The 13586-nt window shown below is 35.8% G+C and carries 13 protein-coding genes and 1 tRNA gene; all 14 read right to left on the bottom strand.

The window, feature by feature from the left end:
- Nucleotides 1–51: 51 nt before the first annotated feature.
- A tRNA-Met gene (locus Y7E_RS0127510) sits at nt 52–125 on the bottom strand.
- A 169-nt stretch (nt 126–294) separates the two neighbouring features.
- Nucleotides 295–780 (bottom strand): S1 domain-containing RNA-binding protein, encoded by a 486-nt coding sequence (locus Y7E_RS0127505; RefSeq protein WP_017154400.1) that lies wholly within the window; start codon nt 778–780, stop codon nt 295–297.
- Nucleotides 781–867: 87 nt separating this feature from the next.
- Nucleotides 868–1227, bottom strand: coding sequence for a cell division protein DivIC (gene divIC, locus Y7E_RS0127500; RefSeq protein ID WP_017154399.1), 360 nt, complete (start codon nt 1225–1227; stop codon nt 868–870).
- On the bottom strand, nt 1224–1877 hold the full coding sequence (gene yabQ, locus Y7E_RS0127495; protein ID WP_017154398.1) for a spore cortex biosynthesis protein YabQ: 654 nt from the start codon (nt 1875–1877) through the stop codon (nt 1224–1226). Before yabQ ends, divIC begins: the two co-directional genes overlap by 4 nt.
- Nucleotides 1874–2182, bottom strand: a complete 309-nt coding sequence (gene yabP, locus Y7E_RS0127490) for a sporulation protein YabP (RefSeq protein WP_026049376.1) — start codon at nt 2180–2182, stop codon at nt 1874–1876. The genes yabQ and yabP overlap by 4 nt, the downstream gene beginning before the upstream one ends.
- Nucleotides 2183–2241: 59 nt before the next feature.
- On the bottom strand, nt 2242–2517 hold the full coding sequence (locus Y7E_RS0127485) for an RNA-binding S4 domain-containing protein (protein ID WP_017154396.1): 276 nt from the start codon (nt 2515–2517) through the stop codon (nt 2242–2244).
- 12 nt (nt 2518–2529) lie between these two features.
- The gene (yabN, locus tag Y7E_RS0127480) at nt 2530–3993 is read right to left on the bottom strand and encodes a bifunctional methyltransferase/pyrophosphohydrolase YabN (protein ID WP_017154395.1); all 1464 of its coding nucleotides are present in this window, start codon (nt 3991–3993) and stop codon (nt 2530–2532) included.
- 12 nt (nt 3994–4005) lie between these two features.
- Nucleotides 4006–5607, bottom strand: coding sequence for a putative polysaccharide biosynthesis protein (locus tag Y7E_RS0127475; RefSeq protein WP_017154394.1), 1602 nt, complete (start codon nt 5605–5607; stop codon nt 4006–4008).
- Between the two features lie 176 nt (nt 5608–5783).
- Nucleotides 5784–6320 carry a stage V sporulation protein T gene (spoVT, locus tag Y7E_RS0127470; RefSeq protein ID WP_017154393.1) on the bottom strand — a complete coding sequence of 179 codons (537 nt, stop codon included), beginning with the start codon at nt 6318–6320 and terminating at the stop codon, nt 5784–5786.
- A 135-nt stretch (nt 6321–6455) separates the two neighbouring features.
- Nucleotides 6456–9986: a transcription-repair coupling factor gene (mfd, locus tag Y7E_RS0127465; protein WP_017154392.1), complete on the bottom strand. Its 3531-nt coding sequence runs from the start codon at nt 9984–9986 to the stop codon at nt 6456–6458.
- Nucleotides 9987–10092: 106 nt separating this feature from the next.
- A complete protein-coding gene (locus tag Y7E_RS0127460; protein WP_017154391.1) occupies nt 10093–10317 on the bottom strand; it encodes an anti-sigma-F factor Fin family protein in 225 nt (74 codons plus the stop codon).
- 70 nt (nt 10318–10387) lie between these two features.
- Nucleotides 10388–10948, bottom strand: a complete 561-nt coding sequence (pth, locus tag Y7E_RS0127455) for an aminoacyl-tRNA hydrolase (protein WP_017154390.1) — start codon at nt 10946–10948, stop codon at nt 10388–10390.
- 72 nt (nt 10949–11020) lie between these two features.
- A complete protein-coding gene (locus Y7E_RS0127450; protein WP_017154389.1) occupies nt 11021–11974 on the bottom strand; it encodes a ribose-phosphate diphosphokinase in 954 nt (317 codons plus the stop codon).
- An 18-nt stretch (nt 11975–11992) separates the two neighbouring features.
- Entirely contained in the window at nt 11993–13372 is a 1380-nt protein-coding gene (gene glmU, locus Y7E_RS0127445) for a bifunctional UDP-N-acetylglucosamine diphosphorylase/glucosamine-1-phosphate N-acetyltransferase GlmU (RefSeq protein ID WP_017154388.1), read from the bottom strand.
- Nucleotides 13373–13586: the final 214 nt, after the last annotated feature.

Genomic DNA, 13586 nt, shown 5'->3' with positions numbered 1-13586 from the left:
GTGAAAGGGCGGTGTCTTAACCACTTGACCAACGGGCCATTAAAATAAATATAGCGGCGGAGGGGATCGAACCCCCGACCTCACGGGTATGAACCGTACGCTCTAGCCAGCTGAGCTACACCGCCATGTCGTCTTATTTAACGGACAATTAGTATCTTATATCAAATCCACTTTAAAGTCAACACGTTTCAAAAAGTTTTTTATTCTTTTTTAAATATATTCATTTACATAAAAAAGCACCCCGAGTGACTGACTCCGGGCACCTCTCTATATGTTAAGAATAAAACGTTCGTTTTATCCGCGACGAGCGCCACGGCCACCACGTTTAGATTCTGTATTACGCTTTAAAGAAGTTAAACGATCTTCACTGTCTTTTAAAAAGCGCGCCATCTTTTGCTCAAACGTTTCTTTTTGATTGCCGCCATTATCACGACCACCACGGTTATCTCTGTTAAAAGAACGATTGCGTTGTGGACGTCCAGAACGTTGTTGATCCCCACCACGTTGATATTCACCGCGTGGACGATCTCCTTCTGTTCTTACACGTTCTTTCGCTTTTTTAATAGATAGACCAATTTTTCCATCTTTTTCAACATTAATAACTTTTACTTCTACTTGGTCGCCTACTTTTAAGTGATCATTAATATCCTTCACATAATTATCAGCAACTTCACTAATATGAACAAGACCCGTTAAGCCTTCTGGCAGCTCCACAAAAGCCCCAAAATTTGTAATACCTGTTACTTTACCTTGTAACTTGCTGCCTACCTCGATTGACATAAAAAAAATGCTCCTCCTTAGTGATTAAAAAGTCAAATTTTACTTTATTATATATAATCCTAAAATATAGTGTCAATAAGACACGACCTACTTAGAAACAGGAAAAATTATCTCCCCTTTTCCAGAGAAGAAATAATCCCTCCTAGCAATCTTTAAGACATACTCTTCATCATTCAACTTTTGAACATCATCTTTTAGTTTTTTTTCTTTCTTTGTTAATGAATCCAATTCTTTTTGCATCTCTTCAACCTTGACTTCTTTTGCTTTAATGGAACTATTTTGCTGATAAAACGTTACACTAATACTCGCAATAATTGTAAAAGCAAAAACAAAAAAAACTGCTAAGCGGCGATATAATCGCCTCCTGTTTTCATTCGTTTGTATTATATGTTCTTTTACAGAATTTGGATTCTGCTCTTCGATTAATCTTTGCCTCAGTTCCCTCATTTCCGAGGTCCCCCTAACTTCTTTTTTATACGCTCCCAAATTTGAAAGATATAATTCTTCAATTTCTTTGTATGTTGTAGTAATCCTACATACTTCTTTATAAAAAGTTTAACACGGTTAGGGAGAAGTTTCCATATGAGCAAAGTAAGAAATCGAACAGGCCAGAAAAAAACTTTCCATACAAAAAGTAATATCCATCTGGAACACTTCCACAACACGTTCCCAATTGAAAATAGTATACGAAATAAAAATAATATAAAAGCAATAATAAGCTGCGCTATAATAATAACAGGTTTTATCATAAGTAGCTGTACAATTTTAATAAAAAATTGTATCGTTTGCACAAAAACATAAATGAGAAAATTCAATACTCGCATGTACACTGCTTTCAATAAGCTCTGATATGCAGCAAAACCACAAAGCAAAGCTACAAAAACATATATACGTAATTCAGCTTCATTTACAATGAGCAATACGTAAAAGACAAACAGTGCTTGGACAATCCAAAACAGTATATCATATATAAATACAAGCCAACGATTACGCTGCGATCGCTGTAAAAAGCGTTGGTATGTATCTAACGCCGCTCCAATCCAAGCACCCATTCCAATCATGGAAAGCATTGTATACAGTTGAATTGTTAAACTCATTTAAATAATTTACTAAAGAATCCTTTAGCTTTCTCCCCTTGATTTTCATCAATGTACAACATCTCATGAATTTTCCCTTTAATGGATACAATACCTTTTTCTACATCTAAATTTTTCATCTGTAAATTTTGACCGCGAATTGTTAAAAAACCCATTACAGTTTCTAACAAAAACTCTTCACTATCAAAACTCTCTACTTGTTTTACGCCAGTAATATCTATTACACGTCTACCACGCATAATAATATCATGCTCTACAGAAACATTCTGTTGGTTAGAAGACATAGTTGAGTAGCCCTTATTCACGTCAATCCCCCCATAGCTTTATACTATCTAGTAAATAATGTATGAGGGGAGAAAATAATTTAGAACAAGCCTTCTTCTGCTTTCACTTTCTCTTCACGAACTACTGTATACATGTTAGCTGCATCTTCTTTTTTTGTTGTTTCTTTTAATTCATTTACTTTTACAGTTACTACTTTTTGTCCAAAACGAATTGTTAGTTCGTCATCTACCTTCACATCAGAACTTGCCTTTGCAGCTTGTCCATTAATCGTGATTCTTCCTTGATCGGCTACTTCTTTTGCCAACGTTCTTCTTTTAATTAAACGTGATACTTTCAAAAATTTATCTAAGCGCATCTCATTTCCCCCTTATTGATTCTCTATCTGTTTTGCTTCTTCCCATAAAACATCCATTTGCTCTAACGTTAACTCCTGCATTTCCTTATTCATTTCAGCTACTTTCGCTTCCATGTATATAAAACGGCTCATGAATTTTTCATTTGTTGTATGAAGTGCCTCTTCTGGATTCAATTTATAGTAGCGAGCAATATTAACAAAGGCGAATAGTAAATCTCCAAATTCACTTAACATTTTTTCTTTATCCATCTTTGCAACTTCTTGCTCAAACTCTTTCAATTCTTCAAAAACTTTCTCCATCATTGGCTGTACATCATCCCAATCAAAACCAACTTTTCCTACTTTTTTCTGAATTTCATATGCACGCATTAATTGTGGTAAGCTTTTCGGAATTCCTGTTAAAACAGACTCCCTTACATGCCCTTTTTCTTGTTTTTTAATTTCTTCCCAGTTCGAAACAACTTCTTCCGCGTTCTTCACATCTATATCCCCAAATACATGCGGATGACGACGTACCATTTTTTCAGATAGCGTTCGGATAATATCATCAACGGAGAACCAACCCTCATCTTCTCCAATTTGAGCGTGAAGCATAACTTGTAGGAGCACGTCACCAAGCTCTTCAATTAAGTGTTCATCATCTTCTTCATCAATTGCCTCTAATACTTCATATGCTTCTTCGATTAAATATTTCTTTAAAGACTGATGCGTTTGTTTTTTATCCCATGGACAACCATTTGGTCCACGAAGCTCAGCAATGATTTCTCGGAGCACATCAAATTGCTGATATAAAGAAGCTCGCTCAGCAACAGGCGGCACGTACACGCTCGTTAAGTTATTCAACTCTGTTTCATGATCTAACATATAGAGCGGTACTTTTTTCACTTGCTCAAACGATGTTCCTGCAGCTGTTACAATGTATACTTCATACTCATCAGGCAACATTTCCATTAATGTCAGTTTCACCTCAGACGCAACGAATGCATCATATACTTGGCAAAAAATTAAGTGTTGGCGTAATTCTAATTGACCACGTTTAAATGAAGTTGCATCAATAAGCTGAAATCCTTCAATTGGGTCTATTTTTAAACTAGCTAACATCGGATCCAAAAAGCTTTGTCCACCTTCAATATGCACCTCAACTTGCTTTTCTTTTCCTTTTTGTAAAAGTAGTTGAACAGTTCTTTCTGCAACAAGTGGATGGCCTGGTACAGCATATATAACATCCGTACCTTGCGCTTTTTCTATTAACGTATTTGCAATTGTTTCGTATACAATCTCAAATGTATCATGCGCCTCATATACATCATCAAAAGCTGTATACTTTACTCCTTCTTTTTCTAACTCTTCAATAACAGGGTGTTCTTTTGTACGCACATACATATGATCTACTTCTTTTATCTTTCGGTACACACCCATTGTCAGCTGATCTAATTCACCAGCACCTAATCCTAAAATCGTTATTACTCCACTCACAACCAGTCACCTCTATCCACTCTTCTTCAATGAAGCTTGTACCTTTTCTTGCTTCATAACAGTTCCTATTTCTTTTTTTGTAAAAACACTTAATTTCATAATTAAAAATAGATATACCAACCCGCCAATTGCTACGCCTAATAGCGCTTCAATTGCAGCTAATCCTCTATATCCTTCATCACTTGCCAGCCCAAACCCTTCATAAATACGCATAAATAACATTAATAGAACGGCCATTCCTAATCCACTGATCGTTACACCAAGTATGCCTTGTTTATGAATGAGTGGCTCTTCTACAATTCGAATAAGTAAAGCACTATTTAACAAAGCAATAACCATGAGCGAAATTACCGTCGCAACCGCTGCCCCAGTTACACCAAATTGCGGCATTAACATATAATTGAATAATAATTTTAGACACCCTCCAAATACAACAAACAATGCTGGCTTTACAGTTTGACCAAGCCCTTGCAGAATCGAAGCTGTTGTAATGGATAAAGAACTAAATAAAATAGAAACAGCTAAAATAGCTAATACACCTGAGCCCTCACTATTTTCAAACAACATAATATTTGTCGGCTTAATAATACACGCTAATCCTAATGCAGCTGCAACTCCAATCACAAAAGTTATCTTCATCGCTAACTGCACCTTTTTTTGAATAAACAAACGGTCTCCTCGTTCTTTTGCTGCCGTAATAATCGGAATAAGCGAAAGTGAAAATGAAGTCGTCACAACTGTACCAAGCTGCATAAGCGGAATACTTCTGTCATAAACACCTTTTAATACTTTTGCAATTTCCGCCGGTTCTCCCGCCTGAATAAGCAATGTATAAAACGAAACTGAATCTGCCATTTGTATAAAAATTAAAACTAAATTACTAACACAAATAGCTATTCCTTGCCAAAAAAGGATTCGGATTATTTCTTTCTTATTGCTTATTCTCTTCCATCCTTGCAAGAAAATGGAACGAAAATTATGTCGCATATAAAATAAAAGTACGAGTATACCGATAAATCCGCCAGCAATCGACCCCAACATCGCTCCTGCTCCAACTGTATATAAATCAAATTCATGCGCCATGAGGAACAACGATAAAAACACAATAATTGACACGCGAATCGTTTGTTCAATCACTTGCGATACAGCTGTCGGAATCATATTATTAAACCCTTGAAAGTACCCTCGTGCAACAGATAAAAAGGGCATTAACAAGAATGAAAATGAAATAACTCTTAGCAGTTTATCTAAATTTGCATCGCCCATGACCGATGCAATCGTGTGAGCACCAAAAAACAAGGTAAAGAAACCTATACAACCAATTCCTAATAAAAACCAAAAAGAAACACAAATAATCTCTTCTGCCTCTTCCTGCTTTCCTTGTTCCAAACGCTCTGCTACCATCTTAGAAATAATAATGGGAAAACCATAAGTAGCTAAAATTAAACAACATCCATAAAACGGGTAAATTTGTTGGTAAATATAAAAACCAATATCCCCCGCTATATTTTGATATGGAATACGGTAAAAAGCGCTTAATACTTTCGTAACAAAACTTGCAATTGTTAATATAACAGCCCCGCGCCAAAAAGCTTGATACTTCTTCGCTTCCATACGAGAAAACTCCTTTTCCTATCCTTATCCCTCGTATTATATCACAAAGAAAAAAACAGGCTTCCTTTTAGATTTATACAATAAAAAAGGTAGCAAGACGCTACCTTTTAATGAAATACAATCCTACTTTCCGAAAAAAATCACTTTTTATAAAGAAATATTATGATTAAGAAAAATTACTGTTCCATTTGTTTTGCTAAAAAACTTGCAGCAGTATTTACTGCCTTATGCTCTACCTCACTTATAATCCCTTCTTTTGAAAAGATGATAACAGCTCCAATTGGATCCCCATTTGCAACGATTGGGCCAACCGTATAAGAACTAACCTTTTCAGCTACACCATCGATAATCGAAATTTCACTTTCATCTGTCATAACAACAGACTTTCGATCTTCCATCGTTTTTTCGATTAAATCGCCAACACTTTTATTTAAGTATTCTTTTTTAGATACCCCCGCTACAGCGATAATGGAATCACGGTCACAAACGAGTACGTTATGTCCTAAGCTATCGTATAAAGCATCTGCATATTCTTTTGCAAAATCACCTAATTCACTAATTGGAGAATATTTTTTCAAAATCACTTCTCCATCGCGATCAACAAAAATTTCTAACGGGTCCCCTTCTCGTATACGAAGGGTCCTACGAATTTCTTTCGGAATTACTACCCTACCTAAATCATCAATTCGACGTACGATTCCAGTTGCTTTCATTCTAATGCTGCCTCACTTTCTATTGATGATAAAAGTGGTGAATTTACCTGTTCATGTAAAAATCACCAACTGTTAGATATAGTATTTTACACATTAGTTCTTCTATGCACGTCGAATTGCATTTTTTATTTTGTTTTAGGCATTTATTACTTCTTTTTTCACGTCAGACAAGCCTTTTAATAAATTTTCGGCGATTGTTAACCATTTTGATGTCTCTAATCCATTCGTTTTCATAACAATTTTCAAACGAGAACCTTCCATACCAAGACCAATCATACGACCAAAACTATTACCAAGCATGAATAATTTTCCACCATCAATATTTTGGCTTGCTTGCTCAGAGAATAAAAACGTCACTTCAAATTTTGTTTGTTTAATTAGCTCAATCTGTTCTTTCGTTGCCAATACTTTAATATTTGCAATTTGTAATAGATATCCAACTTCTTGTGGATAGTCCCCAAAACGATCAATCATTTCTTCTTGTAATTCCTCAATATCTTCAATCGTAGAGACACCTCTAAATTGTTTGTACATCATGATTTTTTGTTTACTATCTGAAATATAAGCGTCTGGCAAGTATGCATCCACTTCTAAATCAATTTCAACATCGATCGTATTTTCAATTCCTTGTGTTCCTTTACGCTGTTCAATCGCATCTTTTAACATTTGAGAATATAGATCAAATCCAACGGAATCAATAAATCCATGTTGCTCAGCCCCTAACAAGTTACCAGCACCACGAATGGATAAATCTCGCATTGCAATTTTAAATCCTGACCCAAGTTCTGTAAATTCTTTAATTGCTTGTAAACGCTTCTCAGCGACCTCCGATAACACTTTATCACGCTTATATGCAAAGTATGCATAAGCAACACGGTTTGAACGACCAACGCGCCCACGAAGCTGATAAAGCTGTGATAATCCCATCCGATCGGCATCAAATACAATTAATGTATTTACATTAGGAATATCAACACCTGTTTCAATAATCGTTGTACTTACAAGAACATCATGCTGCCCATCTAAGAATGATAGCATGACAGACTCTAGTTCACTCTCATTCATTTTTCCATGTGCATACGTCACACGTGCCTCCGGGACTAACATAGAGATTTCATCTGCTTTTCTTTCAATATCTTCAACACGGTTATATAAGAAATAAATTTGGCCGCCCCTTGCAAGTTCCCGTTCTATCGCTTCTCGAATTAATCCTGGGTTATACTCAACCACATATGTTTGTACTGGGAAACGATTTTCTGGTGGCGTCTCAATAACAGATAAATCTCGTACACCGAGCATAGACATATGAAGCGTACGTGGAATTGGCGTTGCCGTTAATGTTAATACATCAACATTCGCTTTCAATTGTTTAATCTTTTCTTTATGCGTAACGCCAAATCGTTGTTCTTCATCAATAATTAGTAAACCTAAATCTTTATAGGTTACATCTTTAGATAAAATGCGATGTGTTCCAATAACAATATCAACTGTCCCATCTTTTAAACCTTTAATTGTTTCATTTTGTTGTTTTCTAGTACGGAATCTGCTTAACAATCCAATATTAATTGGGTAGTCTTGAAAACGCTCTCGAATCGTTTCATAGTGTTGTTGTGCAAGAATCGTTGTCGGTACTAAAATTGCAACTTGCTTTTCATCCATAATTGCTTTAAATGCCGCACGAATCGCAACTTCCGTTTTACCATATCCAACATCACCACATAGAAGTCGATCCATCGGACGCCCACGTTCCATATCTTTCTTAATTTCTTCAATAGAACGTAACTGATCTTCTGTCTCCTGATACGGGAAAGATGATTCAAATTCCTGCTGCTCCGCAGTGTCCGGCGTATATGCATATCCCTTTGAAGCCTCACGCTCTGCATACAATTTAATTAAGTCATCCGCGATATCTTGTACAGATTTCTCTACCTTCGTTTTGATCTTTTTCCAATCATTTCCACCCAGTTTATAAACTTTCGGATCCTTACCTTCTGATCCTACATATTTTTGTACTTGATCAATTTGTTCGATTGGTACGTATAACTTATCATTACCTTGATATTTAATGTTCAAATAATCTTTATGGACACCATTAATTGCTAATGTTTCAATCCCTAAAAATTTACCGATACCATGATTCACGTGAACAACGTAGTCTCCAACTTTTAGCTCTGAATAACTTTTAATACGCTCTGCATTTGATAGTTTTTGCTTACGTTGTGATTTTTTTACTTTTTTATGGAACAGCTCTTTTTCTGTAATGACAACAAGCTTTTGCATCGGCATTTCAAATCCTGCATGTAAATCACCTACAGCGATTTGAAGGCGACCAGGAAGCAATATATCTGTAGATTCTATAATGTCTGCTTCAATATCATAATCGCTTAAAATATATTGTAATTTTTTTGCACGTTCTTCATCTGTTCCTAATACAACTGGCGTAAAATTCCCTTCAGTCCATCTATCAATTTCTGTTTTTAACAACTGCATTTGCCCATGAAAGTCCTGCATTGTTTTACACGTTACATTAACAATATTTTGCGGGTGTGTATGTGCAATATGGCGTAAAAATAATGTTAAATATACAAAGCTTCTTTTTTTATGATGTAGAAATTCTTCAAATTGGTGTGAGAATATCAAATTTTGAATAATTGCCCCTTCACCGAGAAGCGATGTATACCATTCTGCTTCTTCTGTCTCAAGATGTGATGCCGTTTCTTGGATACGCGAAATTTCATCTAAAATAACAACACCATTCTCAGGTAAATAGTCTATTAGACTAGCATGTTCTTTGTAAAATATAGATAAATATTTAAACATTTGCTCTATGGTCTGTCCGTTTTTCAATATTTCTATCTCACGACTAACCGTTTCAAGTACCGCTGTCTTGATTTTATCATCAGAGAGCTTTTGCATCGTCTTCATTAAACCTTCTTCAAGACGCTCCACCCCTAATTTTAGTTCATCTTGTGAAAATAAAAATTCCGTCGCAGGACCAAATTTTACGCTTTCTCTTTTATCTTGAGAGCGTTGTTCTTCTACATCGAATGAGCGGATAGAATCTACTTCCGTATCAAAGAACTCGATACGAAACGGTAATTCTTCAGTTAATGGATAAATATCCAATATCCCCCCACGCAAACTAAATTCTCCAGGAGCTTCTACCATTGATTTACGTTCATATCCAATATGATGTAACGTATGAAGCAATGCATCTAAATCAATCTCTTGCCCTAGACTAATTTCGATTTGCTTTTGCTTCCATAGTTCTTTTATTGGTAAAAACCTACGTAATCCAGCAACTGGAACAACTATGATGCCCTGCTCGCCCATCGCTAAACGATTTAACACCTCAATACGCTGCGCTTTCAGTTCTGGACTTGCAACCCCTATTTCTGACGCAATTAACTCATTAACTGGATATAACCATACATCCTGTTCACCAAGTAATGATACTAAATCCTCATATACTTTCTGCGCCTGAAATAAGTTGTGTGTAACAACAAGCTGTGACTGCTTCGTTTTTTTATATAAAGCAGCCATTAATAAAGAACGAGAAGAAGTTGCCATACCTGATACAAGCTGTTCTTTCAATCCTTCTTCTAGTCCATTAATAATGGATTGTATTTCTTTATTTTTATAAAATTGCTCTAATAACCCTATCATTTTCAAAACTCCTCTCAACATAAAGAGCAAGTCAATATATTTTTATGCAAATATTTTGGAAAAAGAAAACAGAAAAATGCTTTGGGCACGCCAAAGCGACAACATTTTATTGCAAAAATTTTTCATACTCATAATACTCTGGATAAGATGAGAGCGTTTCTTGGCACGACTCACAGATTGTTTTTATATATATATTTCCATTTTCATGAAAATGAATCATATCCAATCGTTCTTGCTCTGTTAGTTGAAATAAAACTTTGCTATATACCTTTTCTGCAGTAATGGAACCCACGTTACACCCACAATGTCTACAGTAATAATGTCCTTCCATACTATCCTCCTAAGTGTACAATTACCACTAGTATGGATAAAAACATCATAAAATATTCCAAATTAGAGCGTTAACTGTTAAAAGTATTCATAATTTGAAGAAATGGTTTCTTTAGCCACTCTTCACATGCATCTGCAGCTTTTTCAATGGATTGATTTACCTCTGGCAACTCTTCTGCAGTGAAACGTCCCAATACATAATCCACTACCTTCATACCATTTTTCGGACGATCAATTCCCATACGGATACGTTGGAACTCTTGCGTTCCTAAATGGAAAATTGTCGATTTCACACCGTTATGACCGCCTGCACTACCTTTCATACGAAGACGTAATTTACCTACTGGAATATCTAAGTCATCATACATGACAACAAAATCTTCTACATCAATTTTATAGTAATCCATAAGCGGACGGATGCTTTCTCCAGATAAATTCATATACGTAAGTGGCTTTAATAAAATTACTTTCTCACCATTAACAAAACCTGAGCCATACATACCTTTAAACTTTTGTTCATTTAAAGAAATACCCCATCGTTTTGCAAGCTCATCAATTCCCATAAATCCGATATTATGCCTTGTTAATTCATATTCTCTACCTGGGTTCCCAAGTCCTACTATTAATTTCATTCTTGTACCACTACTTTCTTTTTACGATACGAAAAGACGTAACCAAATTTGGTTACGTCTCATTCTATCCAATTAATTGAATAATACACTCACAGATTCTTCTTCATAAACACGAATGATTGCTTCTCCGATTAATGGAGCAACAGAAAGCTCATGTACTTTATCAATTTTCTTCTCTTCTGGTAATACGATAGAGTTTGTTACAACTAACTCTTTAATATTTGAGTTTTGGATACGCTCAATTGCTGGACCAGATAAAACTGGGTGTGTACAGCAAGCATATACTTCAGAAGCACCGTTCTCAACAAGAGCGTTTGCTGCTAATGTAATTGTACCAGCTGTATCAATGATGTCATCAATTAAAATTGCTGTTTTACCTTCGATATTACCAATAATGTTCATTACCTCCGCTACGTTCGGACGAGGACGACGCTTATCGATAATTGCGATTGGTGCTTTTAGGCGATCTGCCATTTTTCTTGCACGTGTTACACCACCATGGTCAGGAGATACGATTACGATATCTTTAAGACCTTTTGTCTCAAAGTAATCAGAAAGAATCGGTACACCCATTAAGTGGTCGATTGGGATATCAAAAAACCCTTGAATTTGTGGAGCATGTAAATCTAGAGTGATTACACGAGTTGCACCTGCTGTTTCAAGCAAGTTTGCTACAAGTTTCGATGTAATTGGTTCACGAGAACGCGCTTTACGGTCTTGACGCGCATAACCATAATAAGGAATAACGATATTAATTGTTTTTGCAGACGCACGTTTTAATGCATCAATCATAATAAGTAATTCCATGATATGTTCGTTTACTGGGAAGCTTGTAGATTGAATAATGAATACATCGCAACCACGAATACTTTCTTCAATGTTAATTTGAACTTCTCCATCACTAAAACGGTCAACAGAACATTTCCCTAACCCTACTCCAATATGCTTTGCAATTTGCTCAGCAAGTTCCTTATTAGAGTTTAAAGAGAATACTTTCAAATTAGAATTTAGATATTGAGTCGACATCTAGATTAACCCTCCACATTATGATTTTTTCTTATTCAGCAATTGATCAACATAGTCTTCTTTGTTAACTTGACGTGCACGCGCAATTGATAATGCTTTTGATGGAACATTCTCTGTAATCGTAGAGCCTGCCGCAACATAAGCACCATCCTCAACTGTTACAGGAGCAACAAGGTTTGAATTACAACCAATAAATACGCCATTCCCAATAACTGTTTTAAATTTATTCTTGCCATCGTAGTTTACCGTAATTGAACCACAACCAAGATTCACGTCTTCTCCAACTTGTGCATCCCCGATATAACTTAAGTGTGAAGCTTTACTTCTATTACCAAACACAGTCTTTTTGATTTCCACGAAGTTTCCAACGCGTACTTCGTTACCAATGACTGAATCTGGACGAATATGTGCAAATGGGCCCACTGAAACTTCCGTACCAATCTTACTGTCATGTACAGTAGATTGACGAATTGTTGTCTGGTCTCCAATTTCACTATCGCGTATTACTGTATGTGGGCCAATTTCACAATCTGAACCAATTACAGTTTTACCTTCAATAATCGTTCCTGGATGAAGAACTGTATCACTACCAATAATTGCATCCGCAGAAATGTATGTGTTACTTGGATCAATAATTGTAACACCATTCACCATGTTCTTATGATTGATACGATTCTTCATAATAATTTCCGCTTGCGATAGAGCGACTCTGTCGTTAACACCTAACGTTTCATCGAAATGCTCCGTTTGATAAGCTGATACAATATGACCTTCATTTTTCAAAATTTCAATAACATCCGGAAGGTAGTATTCACCTTGTACGTTATCATTTGAAACTTTAGAAAGTGAAGCAAATAGTGCTTTATTATCAAAACAATACGTACCTGTATTAATTTCTTTAATAGCTAGCTCTACTTCATTTGCATCTTTATGCTCAACAATTTTTTCAACATGACCATTTTCATTACGAACAATGCGGCCATATCCAGCAGGTTCTTCTATGTAAGCTGTTAACACCGTTGCTTTCGCCCCTGCTTCTTCATGATGCTTTAACAATGCTTCCATTGTTTCTGCAGTTATCAGCGGTGTATCACCACAAATAACTAAAGTTGTTCCTTCTTCATTTGCAAGCATATCAGCAGCTTGATCAACAGCATGTGCTGTACCAAGTTGTTCTGCTTGCAATGCAAATTCACTTACGTTCCCTAGTTGTTCTTGTACTTTTTCAGCACCATGTCCAACTACCGTTACAAGTTTCTGCAATCCTAATTGAGATACTTGATCGACTACATGCTGTACCATTGGTTTTCCGCATACAGGATGAAGCACTTTGTATAGCTTGGACTTCATACGTGTGCCTTTACCTGCAGCTAGAATCACTGCAAATCTGTTTGACATATAGACCCTCCATCGCAACCTATTTATCCATTAAAGATATTATCCTAAATCATTATATATTTCAAGAAACACGGCATAACTATTAAATTTTACCATACTTCTTATAAGATGTTTTACTCTTTAGTATCTTTTTTAGGAAATAAGATATACTATTTCGAAGGATTTTAAAGAAATTAGAAGTTTACATATACAGGGGAGAATAAAGTGAAGCTTT

Origin of the sequence: Bacillus bingmayongensis, from assembly GCF_000299035.1 — a bacterium.
GTDB lineage: Bacteria > Bacillota > Bacilli > Bacillales > Bacillaceae_G > Bacillus_A > Bacillus_A bingmayongensis.
This window is presented reverse-complemented; position numbering and strand designations above follow the sequence as displayed.